Genomic DNA, 24,171 nt, shown 5'->3' with positions numbered 1-24,171 from the left:
GAAAGTATGAGAGTTGCTGACAAAAGACACCTTAGTGGCGGCCGCCATGTCAGGACCATGCGCCGGATTCATTGCGTTAAGTATCGCTGACAGGCCAGGGCTTTCACCAGGTATGATCGGCGGTTCATAGCTGCATAGGGCAGCTCGGGTTTCACGGCGATTGATTGCCGGGTGAAATTAAAAAAATGCCCGAGGGCATGCCGGAGTCGCTTGCCGGGATCAGAACAAACTTGTAATATCCGCTGTTTGGCATTTTTGCGACAGGCATGATCATGTTCTACGTAGTCAATGATCTGGCGGGAGCTTTTAACATGCGCCTTCAAGAATGGTAAGGTGGATTAGGAACAGGAAATGCTGTATTATTAGGATTGTTACTTGGTGGGATGATGGCGGTTGATATTGGCGGACCGATCAACAAAGCCGCATTCACCTTTGGAATTGCGATGATTGATGCAGGAAACTATGCTCCGCATGCCGCAATTATGGCTGGCGGTATGGTGCCTCCGCTTGGATTGGCGCTCGCAACGTCGTTTTTCAAATCCAAGTTCACAAAACAAGAACGCGAAGCCGGAAAAACAGCTTATATCATGGGGCATCCTCTATAACAGAAGATGCAATCCCGTTTGCAGCTGCAGATCCGGGACGGGGCATTCCGTCCATCATCACCGGCTCTGCAATAGCAGGCGCACTGACCATGCTGTGTGGGATCGGCCTGCCGGCTCCGGACGGCGGCGCATTTGTCATTCCGATTATGGAAAGAAGCGCACTGTTATATGTTGCTGCGATTTTGGCGGGCTCCATTGTCACTGCATTGATGGTCGGGTTCTGGAAAAAACCTGTACAATAACATAGGAGTGAAGTAAAAATGGCAGAAAAGACATTTACAATCACAGACGAAACTGGAATCCATGCACGTCCGGCGACACAGCTTGTCAATAAAGCTGGACACTATCAATCCGACGTAACCCTTGAGTACAAAGGCAAGACCGTCAACCTGAAATCCATCATGGGTGTCATGTCCCTTGGTGTACCACAGGGAGCGGAAGTCACGATCAAGGCTGAAGGGTCAGATGCTGATGAAGCACTTGCAGGCCTTGAAGAATTGATGAATGAAACGCTGAGCAAGTAAGAATGGGGAAAGGATCCTGCCTGAAATGGGCAGGGTCTTTTGTATTTTTGAAGAGTAAATCTGATTAGAAAAGCTTATGAAAATCGTGTAGTGTAATTGATACATGATTTTCCGGACGATTTCATGTACAATCACATTAAATGCCAATTACAGACAAGAAGGGGAACAAGTGAATGAAACGGGTTATCATCCTAATGTTTTTTCTTGCAGTTGCAGGATTGACGATCTCAGCGTGCGGCGACTCGGCTGGAACAAACGAAAACACCAAGACGAATGAAGAGAACGGACAGCCGCAATCTGATCAAAATAAGAAGGGAACTGAAGTGTCAGAATATCCTCAATTCATGGAAGTCCAGGAAAATGAAAAAGTGGCAGTCATCCATACGACAAAAGGCGATATAAAAGTGAAGCTATATCCTGAAGAAGCGCCTAAAACAGTAGAAAACTTCATCACCCACAGCAAAGACGGCTATTATGACGGCGTAATTTTCCATCGTGTCATCCAAGATTTCATGGTGCAGACAGGCGATCCGCAGGGAACTGGTGCTGGAGGAGAGAGCATCTGGGGCGAACCATTCGAAGATGAATTTTCAAATAAGCTTGCCAATTTCCGCGGCGCCCTTTCCATGGCCAACCGCGGCCCTGATACAAATGGCAGTCAGTTCTTTATTGTCCAAAAGAAAGATGTGGGCAGCGATATGATACAGCAGATGCAGGAAGTCGGCTTCCCGGAAGAAATCATTGACCTTTATAAAGAGCATGGCGGCACTCCCACGCTTGACGGAAGACATGCCGTATTCGGCCACGTCATCGAAGGCATGGACGTCGTCGACGAAATCGCCAATGTGAAAACCGATGCTAACGACCGCCCGGCAGAAGAAATCAAAATCGAAAGCATCGAAATTGTAAAAGAATAGCGAAACGAAGAAAAGCAGCCTGCGGGCTGCTTTTTTGATTGCTCCATTGTTTGCCTGGCAATTGCCAGGCAGCATTATGTTAACTAAAATTTTCCACCCTATAGATTAGTTGAATTTAGATAATTCAGAAAAATTTAAAGGAAATAGAGAGCGGGCATCGAAAGAGTTAAAAAGCCCCGGGGGTGATTTCGTGACGAATATCGGCCTGGAAATTAAAGCGAGAAGAAAACAGCTCGGCATGACGCAGCAGGAAGCGGTCAGTGACAAAATGTCCATCAGCAAACTGAGCAATATTGAAAACGGAAAGATCAAGCCTGACCCTGAAACGTGGCATTATCTCAAAACGAAACTCGGTTTGTCAGACGATCTTTTTAAAGATGATGCAGAAGCGGACCGTGTCGAGTTTTTGCTTGAACAGGCGGCAACGTATCGCCAGGCACAGCTGGTTGATAAGGCGAAGGAAAAATATCTTGAAATCATCCGAAACGAAGACAGCAGTCTGTTTTACAAAAAACAGACTGCCCATGCATACAAAGAACTGGCACTCATATATATAGAAGGAAAGGATTATAAGAAAGCGGTTCCCTGTATCGAAAGGGCGGAAAAGCTGTTTGGTGAACTGGATGATTTAAATAACCTCATTAAATGTGAAATCATTTATGGAACGATGCATTATAGCATGGGGAAGTTTGAGGAGGCGATCCATGCATACACCATAGCTGTAAAACACCTGGAAAAAGAGAACGATCGAGGCCTGTTAGGAACAGCTTATTACAATATGGCATCAGTTTATTACTGGCTGAATAAAATGGACCAGGCTAACTATGCGTGTGAAAAAGCTGTTAATCTGCTTGATGAAAAAAGCATTCATTATGCAAGTGCACTAACCCTGCAAGCAATCTTATATAAAAAAGAAAAATTTTTTCTGTTGGCCCGTGAAAAGTTATTGGAAGCCAGGGATGTGAGTTCCCATACTAAAGATTCCTGGCTGAAGGCAAAGTACTGGCATAATCTTGGCCAAATAGAACTCGAACTGAAGAACTATGAAAAAGCATTGGAATACTTTCAATTCTCTTTGGAAATAAAAGAGCAGCTATCAGATGGTGAAGGGATCATTAGGACAAATTGCAGCCTGGCAGAGTTATATTTGAAATTAGATAATATGGAACAAGCGCTTGAATATGCACAGGAATCTGTCACACTATCACGCCAGTTTCGGCTGCACCTGGAAGAAATTATTGCACTTACGGCTAAGTGTAAAATTCATTCCAGAAAAAATGATGAAGTGAAGTTTCTTGATTCCGTTTTTAAAGCATTGCTTCTGGCTGATCAGATGAACATGAGGAATAAAAAAGTGGAACTTCTTGAATTAATGGCTGTATTTTATAACAACAAAAATGATCAGGAAAAGTGTAAAGAAAAGCTCTATGAAGCTTTCTTAATAAAACAAGAAATTGCAGAAAAAGTGGAGGTGCTTTAATGAAAAAGTTATTAGGAAGTGGAGCGATTATCCTTTTGCTACTTGCTGGCTTTTCTACAAACGTATTTGCGGATGATCCACCAGGACCAGTTATGCCAACTTCCGAGCATACCGACCTTTAAAGACCCGTTTAAAATTTTACTTTGAAAATTTTCACCCAAAAACAAGCCCGGATTTAACGGAAAGCCCCGCAGCCCGACAGCTGCGGGGCTTTTATCGTTATCACAATGCAAACAATGTAAAATTTTCAGCCTTGAATTTTATCGAAAAAAATCGATGGGAAAAAAAAGAGATTGCTAGAAATCTATATATAAGTTCTTTTTGAGAGGAGGGCGGGGAGATACGGATTTCACGGTCATTCACCATAGAGCCGACATTGCAAAAAAATTGAAAGGGGAATGGAGATGCAAACAAGCGGTAAAGTGTTATCGTTGTGCGTGGCTGCCGGGATGCTTCTTGCTCCGTCGTATGCAAGCGGTGAACAGGATGGTAAAACGACCACTGGCAAGTCGTATGAAAATGAACCCGCCCCTGCTGCAGTGATGGCTGATCGGGACGGGAACAAAGTGTTCGACAATCTTGAAAAACGGATGGAAAAATCGGCAATGTCAGACAAAATCCCTGTCATTATTCAGGTTGATACAACCAGGATGAATGGCAAGGCATCAAAGGCAATCGAAAAACGGGTTGGAAAGTACAGTCTGAAGCATGAATACACACATGCTCTAAAGGGAATTGCCGCAACAATGACCAGGGCACAAATTCAAAAGCTTCAAAACGTGCCATTCATTAAGCAAATCGAAGAAGATGTGGAAATGAAGGCGTTCAATGGCACTGCGAACTACTGGACCGGCACAGAAAAGGCCCGCACAGACTTCGGGCTGGATGGTGACCGGGACGGTAATCCCCTATCCTATTCAAAAGATGATATCGTCGTTGCGGTAATCGATACAGGTATCGATGCAGGACACCGTGATCTTGACAACGGCAAGGTCATCGGCTGGAAGGATTATGTGAATGGCAGGACAACGCCGTATGACGATCAGGGGCACGGTACTCATGTCGCCGGAATAGCAGCCGGTGAAGGAGAGGCGAACAGCACCAATAAAGGTGTTGCTCCAGGGGCTGCCCTCGTTGGAATCAAAGTGCTTGATGCGAATGGGAGCGGCAGCATGAGTGACATAACTGCCGGCGTTGATTGGGCCGTCGCAAATAAGAGCACCTACGGAATTGAAGTCCTGAATCTCAGTCTGGGCAGTTCCGGCAGTTCGGATGGAACGGATTCTACTTCGGCGGCGGTAAATGCCGCAGTTGATGCCGGCCTTGTCGTGGCAGTCGCGGCGGGCAATTCCGGACCGCGCACGTATACTGTCGGGGCCCCGGGAGCCGCCGAAAAGGCCCTGACAGTCGGCGCTATGGCCGACCCTGGTGAGAACGGGTTTTTCCTTGCCGACTTCTCAAGCCGCGGCTATACGGCAGACGGCCGAATCAAGCCAGATATTGCCGCTCCCGGTTATAACATAACGGCACCGCAGGCGAACACATCTGCAAGCTACGTGACATACAGCGGGACAAGCATGGCAACGCCATTTACCGCCGGTACGGTTGCGTTGATGCTTGATGCCAATCCTTCTTTGACTCCATCGCAAGTATTCAGCAAGCTAACTGCCACTTCCGTGGATTGGGGACCGTCCGGAAAGGACATTGACTACGGTTTTGGCCGCCTTGACGGATATGAATCAATTAAGAGCGCCGGAGGGTTCACAGGCACTAATATCAGTGCGCCTGCCCATCATAAGCGTTCAGGAAGCCTGGGCGGCTCTCGAGCGTATGACCAGTTTGACCTGGAAGTGACGAACACAGCGCATCCGCTTGCTGTCACTATGATCATGCCGGACTGGCGCTCGAGCTGGTTCTCAAGCACACCTGACTACGATTTATATGTTTATGATCCTTCCGGTAATATCGTTGCAAGAGCGGAAGGGACGAAACGACAGGAAACCGTCAGCTTCAAGCCTTCAGCTGCCGGCACTTACACCATTGAGGTTTATTCCTACAGCGGATCCGGAAAGTACTTCTTTGATGTAAGTGCAGGGGCTGCAAGCCTTACCCAGACTGTCAATCAGTAATTCTGTTTACACCCCCCCCATTGTTTAACATATATTTCAAGGCGCCGGATCCCACCCCTCCGGCGCCCTTTTTTACTGTTAAGGAAGGTATAAAATTTAAATGTTGTGGATAAAAAGCCAGAATCGTCCAGCTCCAGGCGCCAGCGGCTATCGTCATAAGCGGTGATCCCCTCCGGGAGGAAAGAGCACCTCCCTGCGGGTACCCCGCTTATGCGTATGCCGCTAAGCGACCGCCTTGGCATTTGTTCTTCCTTGATGAAAACTGCAAGAATGAAAACAACTATCTGTTCTGGTATAATATAGGACAGCTAATGGGACGCAGGGGAAAGGAGTGATGCGGTATGATGGAGTTTTTATATTTTCCTGATGATAAAACAGCGTACCTGGTGCCGGTGATCACGCTTGTCCTTTTCTTTTTGGGCGCATTGCTTGCGATGTGGCTGATTTCAAGAGCATCAAAGAAGGAACTTGCGAAACAGGAAGAAAAGTATGCCATGTTAAAAACGGAGCATGAGAAGAAAGAGCCGGAAACCCGCGGATCGTAAGCGGTATCTTTCCAGGGCATGCCCCGCAGTCATATTAAACATTTTCGGAACAGCTGGAAGCCAGCTGTTCTTTTTTAGCGTCAAGGGGTATCAGCAAGGAAGCTTTTTCAACGCCGTGACCGGCTTTAACAATATTGATGTCTCGCCAATCGGCGAGTTTTTTTATGGCTTTTTCAGGGCCGTGCCCAATATTCAACGTCGGATGTCAGGGGAAAATGATAGATTTAAGGGTTTCATTAAGTTCATCTTTGAAATTTTCTTTATGGTATTCGTCCATTGCCCTGCGCCATTGATCCATGAGATCGCTATTAGTCAGATAGCTGAAAAGCTGCTGTTCCAGGGGCTTTCGGTTATGTTTTTCCATAAGGCTGTGTACGACCCCGAGTTTCTCAAGTTCAATATAATTAATTTCTTCCTGACCGGGCAGTGAGTGGTAAATAAAAACAGGCAGGCGTTTTGCCAGGCTTTCCGTTATTGTGACGCCTCCCGGCTTGGTGATAATCGCGTCAGCTTGATCATAAAGCATATTCATTTCTGCCCTTGAATCGATATAAGGAAGCGGAGTAATCCGGGGATGATCCCGTTTTTTTATTCGACGGTAAAGTTCAGCATTCCTCCCGCACAAAACGGTATAGTGGAGATGCTGATTGGCACCGATTTTATCCAGTAAAGACAAAATAGGGCCAATACCCAGGCTTCCACCGGCAATGAAAATTGAAAAAGGCTCACGGATCGTTCGGTGTTCAGCCCTTTTTGTGATTTCTTTATGAAAAGGGATCCCTGTCATGAAAATCCGTTCGGGCTCGACTGATCGTTGTTTTAATAATTCCTTCATGGCCGGGTGGCCGACAAGGTGGTAATCAATCGACCCTGTCCCCCAAAGCTGATGGATAAAAAAATCCGTGTATGCATTGACTGCCGGTATGGTGATCTTTCCGGACCGTTTCAGCTTGCTGACAAGATAAGACGGAAGGGCATGGGTGCAAATGATGAGGTCAGGATCCCTTTCTTCAATAAGAGTTTTCATCGCCTGTAAATATAATTGTTCATATAGTTTAAAATGTTTCTGCCCGGAAGTATTCCGGCAGACTGAAAATCGGTAAATCCAGCTGTACATTGCTGGAAAATATCCAATCCATTTCAGATATGTGCTGGAAATAAGCTTTTCGAGAATTTCAGATCGATAGGATAAAATTTCCGCCTTTTCACATGAAGCGGACGGAAAAATGTCAAGAACTGCATGTATGATTGTGTCTGCTGCCTGATGGTGTCCGGAAGGGATTTGCAGGAGCGGCAGACAAAGCACTTTAATCATTTTCCTTCACCTTATCTTTTTCTTTTAGTGTTAAACCTGGCTGACTGAATTATACCTGTTCAATTGGCTGAAATTGCTATTATGAACAATCACCGATCGGTAAAAACTTAAAAAAGATAAAAGGTAAAGGAGCAAAAAATGTGTTATTCATGATTAGGACTTGCATGATTTCCATTTGGACTATTTTAGACCCTTTTTATTACGCACTGACAAGGCTCCAGTATGTAGAAAACGAGGAAAAAGAAAAACAAATCTTCAGAGTCAGGCTTACAAGGTATAAAGGGAAAGACTTAATGCTGACTGACGGCACATTGATCAAGAAAAATGATCTCCTCCTTAAAATTCATCTTCATAACATCCGGATCATTCACGAGATGAGGGGCCAACGATCAGAAGTGCGTAAAGCACTGTTTCTTTATAAGAAGGTGGAAAAAGCCCTCCCCTATCTGGCCCACTATATTGAAGCACATCCCCGCAGTACTGAAATTAAAGGTATAATCGGCATTACCGTTTTAAATAAAGGAACGGAGCGGCTGGGATTTGAGATGTTTACCCTTCATAACTCCTTTTATATAGGTATTAAGCGTTTTATCGCCATACCTATTTATTTGCTGTCGAATTCCATGGGCAAACACTCTGCAATGCAAAAGAAACCCTGTTATCTTTGTATGTCAAAAGAGAAGTTGCTGAAGAGTTATTGCAAAGTTGGAAGTTGAATTGACTTGCTGCGAATCAATGACGTCCGATGACAACGCAGCTTTTATCTTATCAAGGTTGAATGATGAAAGGGTATAATGCTTAGCAGATAGATCTTTTTAGTCCGATATCATGCGGTTCTATGGGAACGCATTGCGAGATGCTGGCTTCAGCTGTCCCGGCCATTATATAAAAAAGCACCTGTCCGGCACTTTCCTGCGCTGGACAGGTTTTTTGCTTCACTGATAATTAACGACAGCCGGGCTCGGATCAAGTTTAACTACATCAAGCGGTTCGAGAACAGGTTCATCCTTTTTGTAAAAGATTTTAAAACCGCCGTATTGGGAGGTTTCGTTACGGACGAATTTTCGGTAAAGCACTTGTTTATCAGTGGCTGCTCCCCATCCATCATTATTTAATACCACTTCTACATTACCTGCCGGCTGTATTGCCTCTTTATTCGTAAGAACATGATCTGTAAATTGGTGTACAAGCACAAATTTATCAGGCAAATTATTTTCTTCAATGATATTTGATAAATAGTTTACCGCTTTTTGTACTTCGGCACCGTCTACCTGGCCAAGGTCTTCACCGGGGACTTCTCCTTCCCCTACATGGAATTCCGTATCAATCGCTAGATGAACATGAGGAAGCTTCAGCCATTTTTCAATCAGCTTGACTTGATTCATGACAGAATCCTTGCCGAGCTGGATATCCAGCAGGATCAGGGCGTTGTGTTCCCTGGCAAGCTTTACATATTCATCGATATCGGCTTCAGGTGTCATACGGAAGTATTTCCCTTCAGGGCCGGGTTCCCGCTGGGCGACTGTCGTTATCAGTTCAATCGTCGGAATGGCAGGTCTTGATGGATCAGCATCCGAATAGGCCTGCGTCTGTTCTTTTAACTTTTTCATAAAGTCCCCGGGCTCCATCTCACCTAAAATTCCCATTTTCGTAGAGTTTGGGTGGCCATAATAGGCAACAATCCGGTTATTTTTCAAAGGGCCTTCGCTTTCATCCTTGCCCCCGTTTACAAGGGTCTGTCCGGGAGGAACCGATCTCTTGCTGTCGCCTCCATATGCTTCTGCTGTCGGCATATTCTTCAGTTCCTTATCAGAAAGCTTTTCTTTTAAGGGCGTTGCCTCATTTGAGGGCTTTAACGCTTGATAAGGAGGTGGTGTCCTGGTATCTTCTTTATTTTTCTCCCCCGGCATGTCCTTTTCATCCTTTTTTGTCTCCTCCGCTTTCTGGCCTGGATCCGGCTGCTTTTCTTTATCCTCCTGGGAAGATGAAGCCGTATTAGAACAAGCGGCCATTATGAAAGCTGCTAAAACTATGTAAAGCAGGTAAAATCTTTTTTTCATGGTGACCACATCCTTTGGTGTATTTTCTAACTTATTCGTTTAACATGTTATTCATATGTAGGGACAACTTGAAAAAGCATCCTGCATTGTAACATAGGATGCCGGATGCAGCGAGGCATAAATACTCCCGATAAAAAAGGCGGTTAATGCCCGAGTCAGTTTTCAGTATAATGATAGCCAGGGGGGATCGGATGAAACCCAAAATCAAAATATCGATCATCATATTCTTAATAGCATTTGGCTTTTATTATGTGAACTCGGTCCAGCCCGAACAATTACAGCGGGATATTTATGATGAAAACGGATTTGACGTACATGAAGTTGGCGATAACTTTACAGTACGTTTTAAATTGAATAAGAACTGGCTGGATATTTCAGAAGGGGAAACGCAAGTCATCAAGGAAGAAGTAGGCGGGAAATATGGTTCAGTCCTGCTATTGGAAAGTATTCGCAATAACGGCGGCAATTACAGCCTTTTATTTAATATAAAACATGACCTTGATAGCAAAAGCGGGAAATTCTTAACCCATACGATTTTTAACGAAGACGGCACCTTCTCTTCCAAGGATATTAAAAAAGTGTTTACCTTCTATGACAGGGAAGGCAATGTATTAAAGGCTTCCAGTGTACTAGCAGGAGGCGGCTCAGGGCCTGATGAAAAATTCAGCGGTGACTTTAAGGCTCTGGAATGTAGACGTCAAGTCGAATTTTACACTTTTTGCTCATTTCCTTTTTACACTTCTGCTGAAAATATGCTTTTCCGGTTTTTCATACGATGGCTTTCCTCATTCTCTCCGCCATGTATGACTTCCACACGATGAAGTAAACGATCTAAAATCGCCGTCGTGATCCCTTGATCACCAATCAAATTACCCCATTCATCTGGACTTTTATTGGAGGTCAGGATGATCGAACTTCGTTCGTATAAATGGTTAACCAAATGAAAAAACAGATTTGCCTCTCGCTGATCCATCGCCATATACATCAAATCATCGATAATCACAAGGTCGGCATTTCTAATTCGTTTCAGTTGTACCTTTGATTTGTTTAGATATTCTTCCGTCTTTAAGAGCTGTACAAGCTCACCCATTGTAGCGAAATAGACATTGAATCCTCTGTAAACGGCTTCGAGTCCGAGTCCAACTGCGATGTGCGTTTTTCCAATGCCAGGTGGACCTAAGAGAATTAAATTGAACTGCTGCTCTAGCCAGCTTAACTCTCTGAGTTGTGTTAGTTGGCGTGCCGTCAGAACGTTTTGACCTTTCAGTTCAAACTCATCTAAGGATTTCACGAAAGGGAAGCGTGCCCACTTCATCCTTTTTTCCAGGCTTTTTGCTTCACGCTTTGCTAGTTCATATCGCGTAATAGATTCTAAGAATTCTAAGTAGGTCCATGAAGCTTTTTCAGCTTCGCGAAGAAGCTGTGGGAGCTCCTCCGCAGTTTCTGATAGACGTAACTGACGAAATTGATCTTGTAATTCATTCACGGTCTTGTACATCATGGCCGACCCCCTAAAATGCTGGTATAAGCATTTATAGAACGGGTAGAGGACTTAATATGAGAATGTTTTGATGGATTGGTATAAAAGGATTTCACCTCTTTTACCGGCTCATGGCACAATGTATTAATGTGCTGTGCAATATCACGAAAATCATTCGCACTATACAGCCTCTCTGTCATACACTTGGTCAACACGGTATCAACTAACGTTGGATACTGTTGGATGACCTGATGAATGATCGCGAACTGGTCTCGACGATACCTTGGGTATCTTTGGCTAATCTCATCAAGATAAGCAGCTGCCTGTGTCTGATCTTCAAAAAAGGAGATCAGCCGTCGTTTAAATTCTTCAATCCCTTTTGAGCGATTACGGGTATGATTGCGATTTTGAATGAGTTTCCCTTTTTCTAAGCTGATACCATGTTCGGCAATGATTTCACTCTCTGCTCCTTTTCGAATCACGAGCGTCTGTTGTTCTTCACCTGTAACCTCAATCAAAACAAGATTCTCAGCGTTTGTTTGATAAGTCCCAAGTGGGACGGAATAACGATTTGACTTATACCGGATCGTGTTGTCCTTGCTTACACTTCTTGTTATACTTCGAGTATGGGTACTTTCAAATGGAAGTAACGAAGAGACTGGCTGTAAGTGTTGCTTTTCGAGGAGAAACACTTCTGCTGGTCTTTTTTTCGTTGTTTGATGAACCTGATGGTTCCCGGTACGCAGTAGCCATTGTAATGCCCGATGATTCCAGTCCTCTATATCACTGAACACTCGACTGTCTGCGAAGTTGCCTTTTATGTACTTCACTACATTTTCAATCATACCCTTAGACTCCGGATCAGCTCTTCTGCACAAATGAACCTTAAACTTACGTTCATTAACATATCTTTGAAACTCAGCTGTTAAAAGCAGCTGTCCTGCATTTTCACTCACTGTGATTAAGTGATCCTGATCGTATACGATTTCTTCTGTGCGCCCTTCGTAGAATTGAAATGCATTTTCATGACACCGGATTGCATCTCTTGTGGTAAAAGGACGTGTCTGCCATTCCATATACTTATGCCTGGAGTGAGCGAGTACAAACGCAATGAAATACAGCTTGATCTCTTTCTTGTCAGTAGTCCTCTGTTTTGTTTCACCCCAGTCTACCTGAAGTTGTTTCCCCATTGGTTGTTCAGGAACTGCTTCGTATTGGCGAACAATTACCTTCTTCTCAATCTGGTAGACTTCCCTGACTTCTTTTACATAAGATCTCACAGTACTTCCACCGACCACAAGGTCGGGGTATCTCTCCAGAAGCCAATCATGTATTTGTGCAGCACTCAAGTGAGGGTATTCCTCTAACCAGGCAAGTATCCAGTCTTTGTAGCGGTCTAATTTCTTTTTCCTCCCAAGAGGCTCTTCAGTATAAGCTTTTGCTTCTTCAAATGTCATCTCTAAATATTTATAGACAGTTGGTCTTGAGATCTTTAGCTCCTTAGCGATTTGTGCTACTTTAAACTTCCGTTTATGTAATTCCTGAATCTTTACATATAACACTAATTTCTCCTCCAAAATCCTACCTCCAGTAAAATAACGTCACCAACTATTTTACTAAAGTAATAGGCTGATAGAGCAAAAGTGTAAAATCTAATCAAGCAAAAACTGTCAACTTTATTCTAGCGTTTACATGGAAAAGGTAAGTGAGATAGAAGTTCGTTTATTTTTGTATGAATATACTTCATTGTAGGATGTGTAACGACATTGAAACTAACCTATGAAATAAAGAGCATGGAAGAATTTAAAGCTCTCCCGATTTTAAGCAAGATCGGCATTATCGTATTTTTGGGGGGAGCCGTTTCATTCAGTGTTTCTATTATTCTTATCTTTTTAAGTATAAAACTGGCAAATTTCAATTTTCCGCTTTATTCAATTGCGGTCGGTTTAGTTGGTTTCCTGGCGGCCGTTATTTTTGACAAAGGGAGAAGAAAGAGGACAAAGGTTGGCCCGTTGAAGGGGCGGCAGTAATTGATGTATTTGTTTGATAAAACAATTCACGTAGCAAGTTTTATTATTAATTTGAAAAGATGGTGAAACATAGGGGTATGAATTACAGTGCTGCATTAACAGCTTATACAGATTTAAAAGCTATTCAAAGGTTAATATTAAATATTCAAAAAAATTCTACTTTTTGGGGTGTTCATGGATTTTCAATTTTGAGGAGTGTTTGCATCATTTTAGATGAAATTTTTAAAGAGTTTTTTCATGATACCTTACCGAAAGAAAATGAAGAAAAAATCACTCAAATTAGAAATACCGTACATCTCTTCGTTAAAGGTAAAGGGAAAAATAAAATAGTATTGGATAAAGTATTGAAGTACCATATTAATGCTTTTGGAGAGGATACAAATAATATAGGCTTTTATATGGATAGAAGTAAGCGTGTAGTAGGAAGTACTCTGTTTAGCACGTTTATTTTAATGAACACTGACTTACTCCCTAATCCTAATATCAAAAGTGAAAAAGAATCCGGTGAAAAAATGTTTGAGTTTGCGAAATATCTTGGAGAGTTGAGTGTGGTACTGTCTAATTATTTAGAGAACGAGATTCTATACAGTATTAATTTTAATATAGATGAAGTTATAAATAAGGAGAACCTTGAGACTAAAGACGTTAACTACAAATATCTTTTTAAATCAGAAGATGGTAAACAAAATATTTTTAAAATAAGGCTGATTTTCAATTTGCAAGAAATCACCGATTTTTTATGGCTTAAGGAAAAGTATTATGATTACTTGAGTAATAAAGAATTGATTGATGAGTATCTCTTGTTAAGAATTGCTGCAATTAAAATTGATGAAGTAATGGACAACTTATTTAATTTGCAAAACTTTTTTAGAAAGGAATTTAATCATTGGAATAGCTGTAGTGAAAACAAAATATCTTTGTTACTAAAAATTTATAACGAAAGATTCGAAAAAGAATTTTGTAAGTTACGGAATATGTTGCATTACAACATGGAATCTACAGATCCAACAAAAAATTTTCTCGGCTATATAAATAAACAGACAAGAGATAAACCTGAATACATTAATTTTATGATTAATACTGCCTTAAATGATTTCTTCATACCCTTGTATAATGAAATAGAAGAATATCTCAACATAAGTAATATTTATACAATACCTAAATGGAAAATTTTAATAGGAAGGTTAATGAAATAAAATAAACTTACTACCTTATCCAAAAATAAAACGGCGGGCCCCCGCCGTTTTTCATCCTCTCATCAACCCCATCTGCAAGAAGAAAAGCAAAATTGCCGCAGCAATCAAGGCATAGGAAATCCGCCGATAGGACATGTTTTGCTTCGTTGTGCCGACCATCAGCAAAGCGATGCCGGCAATGAAGATGATAAGAATCAAGCTTGACAGGCCCATAAGGACAAGGCCCCCCTTCCGGAATGATGACATGTCCATCATACCACAGGAAAACAATCAAGGGGAAAGGCCCATGCTCCTTTCCGCTCCATCATACCTGTCAGTCATCAACATACCGGCCGTAATCCGGAACTGCGATTTTATCAAAATCAATCACCAATTTCTCAAGGCTGGTGGTCAATTCCTGTCCGCCCATCGGACAACCGTGCCCGGTTATTGCCACCGCCGGATGAAGGTTTGCCAGTTTCTTGACTGATTCATAGGCAGCGTCCCAATCCGGTGTCAAATAGCGCGGCGGCCCGCTGATTTCTTTATGCTGGGTCAACACTTTAAAAAGGGATTCCTGTTTGACCGTAATGAACGCATCCCCGGCAATCAGGAAACGGTCTTCACCACGGAACAGGGAAATATGCCCTGTTGTATGTCCTGGTGTATGGACCCAGCGCCAATCCGGCAAGCCAGGCACAGTGCCGTCGGCAGGCAGTTCATGGACATGCTTGCCAAGATCGATTCCCTCGTTCGGGAACATGCCTGCCATTTTGGCGCCGAGGCCACCTTCAACGGATGTGTCCGGCTCGGGATAATCGGCGTGCCCGGTCAAATACAGCATTTCAAGAGGATGGGCATAAACGGGGCATCCCCAGTGTTCGACCAGTTCAAGCAGACCTCCTACATGGTCAAAATGCCCGTGCGTCAGAATGATGGCTTCCGGCGCACGATCTTCCCCGAAACGTTCTTTTACTGCCTTCAAGATGTTATCTGCCGACCTCGGCATTCCTGCGTCGACAAGCACCCAACCGTAGCCCGAATCGGGATGTCCGACCATGCTCACATTCACCACCTGGATGGTGAAGCAGCTGACATCAGGAGCGACTTCCTGCAAATTGCCGCTATTCACCGAAGTCACAGGAATGAACGATTTTTCAAAAGGGTTCTCCACTGCAATACCTCCTGTCAAACATCTTGATGCTTTATATTTTTCCCTCCAGAGGAAGCGAATATCCTTCGATTTCTCACACTTTCTGATTGCATTCCCATTAAAGAAATTAAAATTTTAATAAAAAATAATTGAAATTTTCTAAATATAATACTATGATTACAAGTAACTTATATTTTAATGCCTAAAAGCATAAAAGCGAAAAAGTACCAGCAAAAAATAAAAACAAGCTTTCTTCGTGAACGGCAATTTTTTATTCTTTCATCAATAAACTAGAGAAGGTATGGCACTTATTTTAAAAGGGGGATCATAATGGCTGCTATTGTACGTAAAAGTTGGATGGTGTTGATGGTGCTGATCTTACTGACGGCCGCAGGCTGCGGTTCAGAGGAAAGCGGTTCAAGCGGCGGTGATGGTGAGGTCAAAGGGGAAAAAATGATGACGGTCGGTGTTACGCAAATCGTGGAGCACCCATCGCTTGACGCTGCTTTTGAAGGGTTCAAGGCTGCCCTCGAAGAAGCCGGCCTGAAAGAGGGAGAACAGGTCGAATATGATGTGCAGATCGCCCAGGGGGACCAGAATAACTCCCAGACGATCGCAAACAACTTCAAAAGTGACGGCGTTGATTTGATATTCGCCAATTCCACGCCAAGTGCACAGAGTGCCCTTAATGCAACGAAGAATATTCCAATCGTCTTTACATCTGTCACCGACCCTGTAGGAGCAAGCCTCGTTCCGTCCATGGACGAAGCGGGAGCAAATATTACGGGGACAACCGATACCCATCCTGACGCGATTCCGAGTACAGTGAAATTCATTAACGAAGAAACGGACGCAGCGAAAGTCGGCATGATTTACAATGCCGGAGAACAAAATTCTGTTGCCCAGGTCGAAATTGTGAAAGAAGCTATGGCAGGAACGGATCTGGAAGTTGTGGAAGCAACTGTTTCAACATCAGCTGAAGTGAAACAGGCGGCGGAATCGCTCGTCGGCAGGGCAGATGTCTTTTATATCATTACCGATAACACGGTAGTTTCAGCTCTGGAGTCAGTGATAAAGGTTGCTGAAGATAAAGATATCCCGCTGTTTGTCGGAGAACTCGACTCTGTTGAGCGGGGCGGCATGGCAGCATATGGCTTCGACTACTACGATATCGGTTTTGAAGCGGGCCAGATGGCGGCACAGGTGCTGCAAGGCGAAAAGGACATTTCAGAACTGCCGCCTCAGTATCCGCAAAACCTGAAGCTTGAAATTAATGAGGAAGCAGCAGAGGCAATGGGTGTTGAAGTGAAAGAGAGCTGGAAGGCAACAGCGGAATAAATTTCGGGATAAAACACCAGCCTTCCGCTACCCGAAAGCGTGCGGAAGGCAATTTTCAAAGAGAGGATGAATCGTATGCCAGCAGCGATATTTGGATCGGTTGAATCAGGAATCATCTATGCGATCATGGCTCTCGGGGTCTATATTTCGTTTCGCATTCTCGATTTTCCCGACTTGACGGTGGACGGGAGTTTCGTTACCGGAGCAGCTGTTGCCGCAATCATGATTACAACAGGCAGCAGTCCGGTACTGGCCACGTTCGCAGGGGCAGGCGCCGGTTTTGCAGCCGGAACGATTACGGGATTGCTCCATACAAAAGGAAAAATCAATCCGCTTTTATCAGGGATCCTGATGATGATTGCCCTTTATTCGATCAATCTGCGCATAATGGGACGGCCGAATGTCCCGCTTCTGAATCAGGAAACCGGAATGACTGCGGTTGGGGAATGGTCGGCCGCCCTTGGGATTGATGGGGCATTAAACGGTTTATATGGAATGATTTTCACAGAGAGTTACTTGCCGGCGACATGGGGCATATTGCTAGCGATGATTGTAGTAACATTCTCCATCAAACTGCTCCTCGACTGGTTCTTGAAAACGGAAATCGGACTTGCACTGCGGGCCACCGGCAACAACAAGCAAATGATCAGAAGCCATTCTGCGAATACGGACCGGTATATCGTCGCGGGACTGGGTCTTTCCAACGGGCTTGTCGCTTTCTCGGGGGCGCTCATCGCCCAGTATTCCTCATTTGCGGATGTCGGCATGGGGATCGGCATGATCATCATCGGGCTTGCATCTGTCATTATCGGTGAAGCGCTTTTCGGGACGAAGTCGATTGCCAGAACGACACTTGCCGTTATCGGCGGCGCTGTCATTTACCGAATCGTCGTCAGCATGGCGCTCAGGGTCGAGTTTCTGGAAACAGGCGATATGAAAATGATTACTGCGGCTATCGTTGTCCTTGCCCTTATCGTCCCAAAATGGGTTGATGCAAGAAAAGAAAAACGCCGCAAGGAAAAACGCAGGGCCGAGCGGGTTGCAAGCATCCAGGAGCGTAAACAGAAGGGCGGTGACCATATTGCTGCAGCTGCAACAGATCAACAAAGTGTTTAATGAAGGAACCGCTGATGAAAAAATCGCGATTGACCATGTCAATTTGAACCTGGAGCCTGGCGACTTCGTAACAGTGATCGGAAGCAACGGAGCGGGAAAATCGACGCTGATGAATATTATTTCAGGCGTGCTGTTTCCGGATATGGGCAATGTCATCATTGACGGAAAAAACGTCACGGCTCTTCCTGAATATAAACGGTCCCAGTTGATCGGAAGGGTGTTCCAGGATCCGTTGGCAGGCACTGCCCCGGCGATGACGATCGAGGAAAACCTGGCGATGGCCTACTCACGCAACAAGCCGAGACGGCTGCGGATGGGGGTTTCGAGAAAACGCCGCGACTTTTACAGGGAAGTTCTTGAGCAGCTGCATCTTGGCCTTGAAGACCGCCTGAATGCAAAGGTCGGACTGCTTTCCGGAGGAGAGCGCCAGGCGCTGTCCCTGCTGATGGCGACGTTCACGGAACCTTCGATCTTGCTGCTTGATGAGCACACTGCCGCATTGGATCCAGCGAGAGCGGAATTGATCACATCGCTCACCAAGGAAATTGTGGAAAACTACCAGCTGACGACGCTCATGGTCACCCACAATATGCAGCAGGCGATCGAGCTCGGCAACAAGCTGATCATGATGGATAAGGGACAGATCATCCTGTCATTTGATGAAGAGCAGAAGAAGGGCCTCACTGTTGAAAAACTGCTGAACGAATTCCAGCGGATCCGCGGTGAGCAGCTTGCGAGCGACCGGGCGGTGCTGGGGTAAATAAGAGCTTAATAAAAAATGCCAGGCACTCCGGCGGGAGATTGCCTGGCATTTTTTGTGAACTTCTTGTATCATGCTTTTATTCCTTTAGTGGAAGGCGAGGTCCTTTCAAGGGACGAGTAACACCATACGCTCCAGCCGTATGCGTCCCCATTTTGGAGATTAACCCGTTCGGTTCAGAGGGAGAAAATATTAATTAACATGGTAATTAGCAGGCCTAATCGCAAGGTCTGCTTTTTCCATATACAACATTGGGGATATATAACTTAGTGCTGTTATAATATAAAGGAAGACGTGAATGACAACGTTATAAGAATGGCGTTAGTTATTCAACGAACAGGAGTTGAATAAGTAATCGTGCTGAATATTATTATATGTACGAAATTGCCAAGAAGGGATTGGGGTTAAAAAGGAGTGGTTGTTTGGTCTTGTCTACTGAAGTATGCGAAGCCTGTAAGATCAATTCAATAAGCGTTGTAGAGGAATCTGATGATGAGAGACAACCCTACAGGCTTTGTCTGGATTGTCGTGATAGATTAGTAAAATATTCTCTTAAGCCTAATGATTGGTATAACTTAGCGGTTATTCATTCTCCAAAGAAATTCTTATTACACGATGATTTTTATGATGATGACGGAGAAGCTACTCAACCAGAAGAAGAAGTATGTATATCTGATAATGATATGGCATCATCACTGGAAAGTGTTAAAAATGATTTGGATTTGTTGTTAGATTTTTCTATTACAAGATGGTTCCTTGAGGATGATTTAATATATGCTCTGAGCCAGCATGATAAAGTTTCTCTATTAAAATCTGTCAAAAATCGATTTTATGTTACTGTGAATTATGAAGTAAAATCAAGAATGTTAGAAATAACAGCTGACGTTCTTGGCGATGTTGCTTCTGATTGGGTTAGAGAACTTTGGGATAATTACGATGAGAATTTCATCATGCAATTATCTTGGGCAACATCAAGTAGTTTGCCTGCCAAAGAAGGGCTTAATTACATCTTCGAAAAATTACAATCTTTAAGCGATAAAGAACTAATTATGTCTGTATTTTCGTGTTTGCATAGATTTCGATCAAATGAAGTACTTGATTGGATTGAAAACAACTGTATGAAGTTTCATGATAATTGGGGTAGATTAGCAGCTCTATGCTTTCCGACTTGGGATAGGATGAAGGCATGGTTAGAGAAAGGACGACCTCTTAGCTTGGTGGCATTAGACACAATGGCTAAATGTGCTGCAATCGGTAACGACCCATATGTTGAAAGGTTCAATCCGAAAATACTTATGACAAATATGAGCGAAATTAATACTGTGTTAGACAGATATTACGATAACGATGATGTACCTCGTGTTAAGAACAAAAGAGAAAGAATTTTAAACCATAAAGATATTATTTTTGAGTAAATGCAAGGAAGCCTACCTTTAGTAAGTTTGCTAATGAAATAAGTGAAGTTTATTCATCTAGAAAAGGTGTAGGTGAGTTTTAGTTAAATAAGAAAATGTTCACGCGTAAGGAGCCTTTTTCATCTAAGCTCCTTTTTTCGTATTTTTGATATAATCCAGCACCGTAATTATAAAATGTCTTTTAGTTCGAAAAAACCTTATCTTTAATTTACAACATTATAATTAGCAACCTTTTTATCAGTAGTGCATAAATTTATTCACAGAAGTTAATTAGGTTGCTAAACATAGTGTTATTTTGTATGTTAAAATGCAAAATTCCTCTATAGAACGTTCATCTATCAACAAAAAAGGAGATGCGAATTAGTATGCTAATTGCACCTCCAAAAGCTATGTTATTTATCGTTTTCTCCCTATCAACCGAACGGGTTATTTGGAGAAGGTAGGCCGTTTAAGGGAACGAATAGCCAATGCGTTCCCAATTTGAAGACGCGAAGCCCTTTTAGGGAACGACTAACAATATGCATTCTCTTTTTAACGATCAAGAATGAAAAAAAGCTGATCTGTCTTATATCCCCCCGCTTCAAGCTCTCTATGAAACTCATCTATTATTCTTTCACCTGCCTTTTCTTTTACCCAAATGTTGATTTCGAGTGCCTTCTCATCCAGAGAAACCAACTCAACATTGACCTTTTTATAATCCGGCATCAGTTTTTCTAAAATAGAACTTACGGTGTCATATGCGGCGTTCGCTGTTTTTTCATACGCGTATCCGTCTGTAATTTTCTTATCGCTGCTGTTTTGTCCGACATAGAACGGTAACTGTTCATTCCCTTTTTCGAAAGCCTCTGCCTTGTAGGTATTATGGAAAAAATCATAGGAAATATTTTTAATTTCAAAATCTGATTGATATGTTTTCTCCAAATAATGTTCAAACGCTTTGCTATATTTGTAGGCATTCCACGGCAGCCCGTAAAAGAAATAAATAACAACGCTTGTTATCACCACAGCAGTTAATAAAATAGCTTTCGACTTCAGTACCCTCATCAGCAGCCCTCTCCTCCTCAATGGTTCCCGGCAATGTTTCACTGTCTTATTGTTCTCTATTTAATAAAAGTGGAGATTTCTGGAATCTATTATATCACTGATCAACTAGTTTGAGTCTTTTACCTGAGTATTGTTTTTGGAGAAGGAGCGTTTAGTAATTTATTGGTGATTTAAACTGGAGAGTTGATGGTTTGCTGAATAAATTGAACGGTAATCTTTCAAACTGAGTGGATTGAAGCGGAAGGCATTCGACTCCTGCGGGGATAGCGAACAGGGGAGACCCCGCAAGAGCGATAGCGATGAGGAGGCTCTCCGGACGCCCCGCGGAAAGCGAATGCCTGCAGCGGAAAGGAACGGGCAGGGTCCAGAGCAGTCAATTTAGAACAACTAGAGTGTTTTGCTTTATATACTAATCTTCTAGAATGTCTTCATTTATTAACCAAACTTCCTACAAATACTAATGACGATACTTATTATCAAAAATACCATTTAGAATTTTCAGAAAAGTTATTGACAGTTTGTACTGTTGTCTGTATGTTTATAGTAACAAGTATAACAACAAAACATCATACCGGAAAAATAACGTCATATGATTCATAAGGCGTTATTTTTCCGGCAACAATGAAAGCGCTTCATAAAAAGTCTGGCCGGCCGCTGAACGGGGCGCTTTCGAAAAGTCCATATCTCAGGAGGGGTAAACGAAGTGATCCTGCATGACATTGAAACTGCCGACAGGGAGGAAATCGAGCAGCTGCAGCTGGAGCGCCTGAAAGAAACTGCTGAACGCGTGTTTGAGAAAGTGCCGTTTTACAGTAAGAGATTTGAAGAATGCTTGATGACACCTTCGGCCATAAGTTCATTGGAAGACATCCGCAGGCTTCCGTTCACGACGAAGAAAGATTTGCGCGGCAATTACCCATTCAAAATGTTTGCGGCTGATATGAAGGAGGTTGCCCGCATTCACGGGTCATCCGGGACAAGCGGCAAGCCTACTGTTGTGGGATACACGCATAAGGACATTGCCAACTGGGCGAATATTGTAGCCCGCTCCATTACGATTGCCGGAGGAGAACCGGGCGGAATCCTTCATAACGCTTATGGATACGGCCTGTTCACCGGCGGTCTCGGTCTTCATTACGGCGGCGAAAACCTGGGCATGGCGACCGTGCCGGTTTCCGGAGGGAATACAGACCGCCAGATTACCCTCATTGAAGATTTCAAGCCGACGGTGATTGCCGGGACGCCATCGTACGTTCTTCATATTGCGGAGGAAATGGAGGCGATCGGAAAGGACCCGAAACGCTCAAGCCTTCAATACGGGATTTTCGGCGCTGAGCCATGGTCCGAGGAAATGCGGAGGACGCTCGAGGACAAATGGGGGATTAAGGCCTGTGATATTTACGGACTGAGCGAAGTGATGGGGCCGGGCGTATCGATGGAATGCCACGAAGCACAGGATGGGCTCCATGTCGCGGAAGACCACTTCATCGTGGAAGTCATCAATCCGAAGACACTGGAACCGGTCGCGGACGGAGAAGAAGGGGAACTCGTTTTTACAAGTCTCACAAAAGAAGCCTTCCCTGTCATCCGTTACCGAACAGGTGATATCGCCTCCATCACGAAAGAGAAGTGCAAATGCGGCCGGACGACAACCCGGATGTCGCGGGTGAAAGGGCGGATTGATGATATGCTCATCATTCGCGGTGTCAACGTGTTCCCGTCTGAAATCGAACATTATCTTCTAGGGGTAAAAGAGCTTGATCCTCATTACCAGCTTCATTTGACCCGGGTTGAATCCATTGATGCTGTGGAACTCCAGACAGAGATCAGCGAAGAGTTTTTACAGGAAATCGGCGGGGACATCAACCATGAGGCGATCAGGCAGCTGCAACGGAAAGTGCGCCATATGCTGAAAAACTGCTGTCTCGTGTCAATGGAAGTGAATATTTTACCGCCAAAGTCAATTCCGCGCTCACAGGGCAAAGCGGTCCGGGTGGTGGATAGGCGGAACGAAAAGGCCAAAGTATGATTTAGGAGTTCAGAATATTCTGATTAAAATTATATCACAATTATTTTAAAAGTCGTTTATTTATCGTTATAAAAGGAGGGTCAGCATGGAAAGTTCGTTGCAAATGATGACGGAAGAACAGAAACATGAGCGGTTTATGGAGCGCATCGAAGCCGGCGAAAAGATCGAAGCGGACGACTGGATGCCGGAAGACTACCGGAATACGCTCATTAAGCTGATTTCGATGCACGGAATCAGCGAAATCATGGGGGCGCTGCCAGAAAAGGAATGGGTGCCGAAAGCACCGTCGTTACGGCGCAAGCTCGGCATCATGGCAAAAGTCCAGGATGAAATGGGTCACGGGCAGCTGCTGCTCAGGGTTGCCGAGGATTTGATGAAGCCGTACGGGAAGACGCGTGAAGATTTGATGCAGGATCTGTTTAGCGGGGACCTTAAGTTCCACAATGTGTTCCACATGCCTGCCCCGACATGGGGTGACGCCGGCTTGATCGGCTGGCTTGTGGATGGTGCGGCCATCATCACGCAGACGAATATGCTGAATGCATCTTACGGCCCTTATGCCCGGGCGCTGCAGCGGATTTGTGCGGAGGAAGTGTTCCATGCCCAGCACGGCGAAGCGATCATCATGGCGCTTGCTGAAGGAAGCGATGAGCAGAAGCGGATGGTGCAGGAGGCACTCGACCGCTGGTGGCCTGCGCTGCTGATGTTCTTTGGGCCGCCGAGCCCGTCAACAACAGGGTCTTCGAAAGTCGATACGACGATACGGTATAAAATCCGCAAGAACACCAACGAAGAACTGCGCCAGTTCTTTTTCACGAAATATGTGCCGCGCATCCTGTCTCTCGGCCTGAGGCTGCCGGATGAAACGATGCACAATGACGAGGAAAAAGAAGAGTGGGTATACAAACAGCCGGATTGGAATGAGTTCAAGAAGATCATTTCCAACAACGGACCGAAATCACAGGACCGCCTGCGCCTGCGCCGGCTATCCTATGAAAACAATGCCTGGGTGCGGGAAGCGCTCACGAAAGAAAAAACGGAGGCCGTCTGACGGTA

23 protein-coding genes and 1 pseudogene are annotated in these 24,171 nt (G+C 44.1%); 17 read left to right on the top strand and 7 right to left on the bottom strand.

The annotated features are described in order from the left end of the window. Positions 1 to 200: 200 nt before the first annotated feature. From A4U59_RS20710 to A4U59_RS00955, 7 genes and pseudogenes are all read left to right on the top strand, one after another. A pseudogene (locus tag A4U59_RS20710) lies at positions 201 to 847 on the top strand (fructose-specific PTS transporter subunit EIIC); the annotation flags it as partial. 18 nt (positions 848 to 865) lie between these two features. After that, the gene (locus A4U59_RS00975) at positions 866 to 1,129 is read left to right on the top strand and encodes a phosphocarrier protein HPr (protein ID WP_070119424.1); all 264 of its coding nucleotides are present in this window, start codon (positions 866 to 868) and stop codon (positions 1,127 to 1,129) included. A 173-nt stretch (positions 1,130 to 1,302) separates the two neighbouring features. Then, positions 1,303 to 2,046: a peptidylprolyl isomerase gene (locus tag A4U59_RS00970; RefSeq protein ID WP_070119423.1), complete on the top strand. Its 744-nt coding sequence runs from the start codon at positions 1,303 to 1,305 to the stop codon at positions 2,044 to 2,046. A gap of 190 nt (positions 2,047 to 2,236) precedes the next feature. Next, positions 2,237 to 3,526 (top strand): helix-turn-helix domain-containing protein, encoded by a 1,290-nt coding sequence (locus tag A4U59_RS00965; protein ID WP_070119422.1) that lies wholly within the window; start codon positions 2,237 to 2,239, stop codon positions 3,524 to 3,526. Continuing rightward, positions 3,526 to 3,648, top strand: coding sequence for a hypothetical protein (locus A4U59_RS22290; RefSeq protein WP_281183295.1), 123 nt, complete (start codon positions 3,526 to 3,528; stop codon positions 3,646 to 3,648). Before A4U59_RS00965 ends, A4U59_RS22290 begins: the two co-directional genes overlap by 1 nt. 276 nt (positions 3,649 to 3,924) lie before the next feature. Next, the gene (locus A4U59_RS00960) at positions 3,925 to 5,655 is read left to right on the top strand and encodes a S8 family serine peptidase (RefSeq protein WP_106406271.1); all 1,731 of its coding nucleotides are present in this window, start codon (positions 3,925 to 3,927) and stop codon (positions 5,653 to 5,655) included. A gap of 341 nt (positions 5,656 to 5,996) precedes the next feature. Further along, on the top strand, positions 5,997 to 6,200 hold the full coding sequence (locus tag A4U59_RS00955; protein ID WP_070119420.1) for a hypothetical protein: 204 nt from the start codon (positions 5,997 to 5,999) through the stop codon (positions 6,198 to 6,200). A gap of 205 nt (positions 6,201 to 6,405) precedes the next feature. Here the strand turns inward: A4U59_RS00955 and A4U59_RS00950 are convergent, their stop codons facing one another. Then, positions 6,406 to 7,515, bottom strand: coding sequence for an MGDG synthase family glycosyltransferase (locus tag A4U59_RS00950; protein WP_070119419.1), 1,110 nt, complete (start codon positions 7,513 to 7,515; stop codon positions 6,406 to 6,408). Between the two features lie 164 nt (positions 7,516 to 7,679). Here A4U59_RS00950 and A4U59_RS00945 point away from each other — a divergent pair, with 164 nt between their 5' ends. After that, on the top strand, positions 7,680 to 8,231 hold the full coding sequence (locus tag A4U59_RS00945; protein WP_245680466.1) for a YkoP family protein: 552 nt from the start codon (positions 7,680 to 7,682) through the stop codon (positions 8,229 to 8,231). A gap of 219 nt (positions 8,232 to 8,450) precedes the next feature. Here the strand turns inward: A4U59_RS00945 and A4U59_RS00940 are convergent, their stop codons facing one another. Next, positions 8,451 to 9,575 carry a hypothetical protein gene (locus A4U59_RS00940; protein WP_070119418.1) on the bottom strand — a complete coding sequence of 375 codons (1,125 nt, stop codon included), beginning with the start codon at positions 9,573 to 9,575 and terminating at the stop codon, positions 8,451 to 8,453. Positions 9,576 to 9,766: 191 nt separating this feature from the next. Between A4U59_RS00940 and A4U59_RS00935 the strand changes: the two genes are divergently transcribed. Next, positions 9,767 to 10,396, top strand: coding sequence for a hypothetical protein (locus A4U59_RS00935; protein WP_070119417.1), 630 nt, complete (start codon positions 9,767 to 9,769; stop codon positions 10,394 to 10,396). Here the strand turns inward: A4U59_RS00935 and istB are convergent. Further along, positions 10,309 to 11,073 (bottom strand): IS21-like element IS643 family helper ATPase IstB, encoded by a 765-nt coding sequence (istB, locus tag A4U59_RS00930; RefSeq protein WP_070119509.1) that lies wholly within the window; start codon positions 11,071 to 11,073, stop codon positions 10,309 to 10,311. The two genes, A4U59_RS00935 and istB, sit on opposite strands and share 88 nt — an antisense overlap. Next, positions 11,073 to 12,617: an IS21 family transposase gene (gene istA, locus A4U59_RS00925; RefSeq protein ID WP_106406276.1), complete on the bottom strand. Its 1,545-nt coding sequence runs from the start codon at positions 12,615 to 12,617 to the stop codon at positions 11,073 to 11,075. The genes istB and istA overlap by 1 nt, the downstream gene beginning before the upstream one ends. Positions 12,618 to 12,848: 231 nt before the next feature. On the opposite strand from istA, the gene A4U59_RS00920 reads away from it, so the two are divergent. After that, the gene (locus A4U59_RS00920; protein ID WP_169823882.1) at positions 12,849 to 13,085 is read left to right on the top strand and encodes a hypothetical protein; all 237 of its coding nucleotides are present in this window, start codon (positions 12,849 to 12,851) and stop codon (positions 13,083 to 13,085) included. Between the two features lie 77 nt (positions 13,086 to 13,162). Next, the gene (locus tag A4U59_RS00915; RefSeq protein ID WP_070119414.1) at positions 13,163 to 14,281 is read left to right on the top strand and encodes a hypothetical protein; all 1,119 of its coding nucleotides are present in this window, start codon (positions 13,163 to 13,165) and stop codon (positions 14,279 to 14,281) included. A 51-nt stretch (positions 14,282 to 14,332) separates the two neighbouring features. Here the strand turns inward: A4U59_RS00915 and A4U59_RS21180 are convergent, their stop codons facing one another. Further along, positions 14,333 to 14,536, bottom strand: coding sequence for a hypothetical protein (locus A4U59_RS21180; protein WP_169823881.1), 204 nt, complete (start codon positions 14,534 to 14,536; stop codon positions 14,333 to 14,335). 58 nt (positions 14,537 to 14,594) lie between these two features. Continuing rightward, on the bottom strand, positions 14,595 to 15,434 hold the full coding sequence (locus A4U59_RS00910) for an MBL fold metallo-hydrolase (RefSeq protein ID WP_070119413.1): 840 nt from the start codon (positions 15,432 to 15,434) through the stop codon (positions 14,595 to 14,597). 309 nt (positions 15,435 to 15,743) lie between these two features. Here A4U59_RS00910 and A4U59_RS00905 point away from each other — a divergent pair, with 309 nt between their 5' ends. The 4 genes from A4U59_RS00905 (at position 15,744) to A4U59_RS00890 (ending at position 20,042) form a co-directional block, all read left to right on the top strand. Next, a complete protein-coding gene (locus A4U59_RS00905) occupies positions 15,744 to 16,751 on the top strand; it encodes an ABC transporter substrate-binding protein (protein WP_070119412.1) in 1,008 nt (335 codons plus the stop codon). Positions 16,752 to 16,826: 75 nt separating this feature from the next. Next, the gene (locus A4U59_RS00900; RefSeq protein ID WP_070119411.1) at positions 16,827 to 17,867 is read left to right on the top strand and encodes an ABC transporter permease; all 1,041 of its coding nucleotides are present in this window, start codon (positions 16,827 to 16,829) and stop codon (positions 17,865 to 17,867) included. After that, positions 17,833 to 18,627 (top strand): ABC transporter ATP-binding protein, encoded by a 795-nt coding sequence (locus A4U59_RS00895; protein ID WP_070119410.1) that lies wholly within the window; start codon positions 17,833 to 17,835, stop codon positions 18,625 to 18,627. Before A4U59_RS00900 ends, A4U59_RS00895 begins: the two co-directional genes overlap by 35 nt. Before the next feature lie 428 nt (positions 18,628 to 19,055). Then, positions 19,056 to 20,042, top strand: coding sequence for a hypothetical protein (locus A4U59_RS00890; protein ID WP_245680465.1), 987 nt, complete (start codon positions 19,056 to 19,058; stop codon positions 20,040 to 20,042). Positions 20,043 to 20,573: 531 nt separating this feature from the next. Here the strand turns inward: A4U59_RS00890 and A4U59_RS00885 are convergent. Beyond that, positions 20,574 to 21,086, bottom strand: a complete 513-nt coding sequence (locus A4U59_RS00885; RefSeq protein ID WP_070119408.1) for a YfjL-like protein — start codon at positions 21,084 to 21,086, stop codon at positions 20,574 to 20,576. A 703-nt stretch (positions 21,087 to 21,789) separates the two neighbouring features. Here A4U59_RS00885 and A4U59_RS00880 point away from each other — a divergent pair. Both A4U59_RS00880 and paaA read left to right on the top strand, forming a co-directional pair. After that, positions 21,790 to 23,115, top strand: a complete 1,326-nt coding sequence (locus A4U59_RS00880; protein WP_070119407.1) for a phenylacetate--CoA ligase family protein — start codon at positions 21,790 to 21,792, stop codon at positions 23,113 to 23,115. Between the two features lie 85 nt (positions 23,116 to 23,200). Next, the gene (paaA, locus tag A4U59_RS00875) at positions 23,201 to 24,166 is read left to right on the top strand and encodes a 1,2-phenylacetyl-CoA epoxidase subunit PaaA (RefSeq protein ID WP_070119406.1); all 966 of its coding nucleotides are present in this window, start codon (positions 23,201 to 23,203) and stop codon (positions 24,164 to 24,166) included. Positions 24,167 to 24,171 lie beyond the last annotated feature (5 nt).

The organism is Bacillus marinisedimentorum (assembly GCF_001644195.2).
Lineage (GTDB): Bacteria > Bacillota > Bacilli > Bacillales > Bacillaceae_O > Bacillus_BL > Bacillus_BL marinisedimentorum.
The sequence above is the reverse complement of the archived record's forward strand: the minus strand, read 5'-3'. Positions and strand labels throughout refer to the sequence as shown.

Excerpts from the sequence above, each read along its gene's own strand:
- A4U59_RS00940 (WP_070119418.1), bottom strand. The coding sequence starts at position 9,575 with ATGAAAAAAAGATTTTACCTGCTTTACATAGTTTTAGCAGCTTTCATA.
- A4U59_RS00950 (WP_070119419.1), bottom strand. The coding sequence starts at position 7,515 with ATGATTAAAGTGCTTTGTCTGCCGCTCCTGCAAATCCCTTCCGGACAC.
- A4U59_RS00920 (WP_169823882.1), top strand. The coding sequence starts at position 12,849 with ATGGAAGAATTTAAAGCTCTCCCGATTTTAAGCAAGATCGGCATTATC.
- A4U59_RS21180 (WP_169823881.1), bottom strand. The coding sequence starts at position 14,536 with ATGATGGACATGTCATCATTCCGGAAGGGGGGCCTTGTCCTTATGGGC.
- A4U59_RS00955 (WP_070119420.1), top strand. The coding sequence starts at position 5,997 with ATGATGGAGTTTTTATATTTTCCTGATGATAAAACAGCGTACCTGGTG.
- A4U59_RS00945 (WP_245680466.1), top strand. The coding sequence starts at position 7,680 with ATGATTTCCATTTGGACTATTTTAGACCCTTTTTATTACGCACTGACA.
- istB (WP_070119509.1), bottom strand. The coding sequence starts at position 11,073 with ATGTACAAGACCGTGAATGAATTACAAGATCAATTTCGTCAGTTACGT.
- A4U59_RS00900 (WP_070119411.1), top strand. The coding sequence starts at position 16,827 with ATGCCAGCAGCGATATTTGGATCGGTTGAATCAGGAATCATCTATGCG.
- A4U59_RS00905 (WP_070119412.1), top strand. The coding sequence starts at position 15,744 with ATGGCTGCTATTGTACGTAAAAGTTGGATGGTGTTGATGGTGCTGATC.
- A4U59_RS00885 (WP_070119408.1), bottom strand. The coding sequence starts at position 21,086 with ATGAGGGTACTGAAGTCGAAAGCTATTTTATTAACTGCTGTGGTGATA.
- paaA (WP_070119406.1), top strand. The coding sequence starts at position 23,201 with ATGGAAAGTTCGTTGCAAATGATGACGGAAGAACAGAAACATGAGCGG.
- A4U59_RS00970 (WP_070119423.1), top strand. The coding sequence starts at position 1,303 with ATGAAACGGGTTATCATCCTAATGTTTTTTCTTGCAGTTGCAGGATTG.
- A4U59_RS22290 (WP_281183295.1), top strand. The coding sequence starts at position 3,526 with ATGAAAAAGTTATTAGGAAGTGGAGCGATTATCCTTTTGCTACTTGCT.
- A4U59_RS00975 (WP_070119424.1), top strand. The coding sequence starts at position 866 with ATGGCAGAAAAGACATTTACAATCACAGACGAAACTGGAATCCATGCA.
- A4U59_RS00915 (WP_070119414.1), top strand. The coding sequence starts at position 13,163 with ATGAATTACAGTGCTGCATTAACAGCTTATACAGATTTAAAAGCTATT.
- A4U59_RS00960 (WP_106406271.1), top strand. The coding sequence starts at position 3,925 with ATGGAGATGCAAACAAGCGGTAAAGTGTTATCGTTGTGCGTGGCTGCC.
- A4U59_RS00935 (WP_070119417.1), top strand. The coding sequence starts at position 9,767 with ATGAAACCCAAAATCAAAATATCGATCATCATATTCTTAATAGCATTT.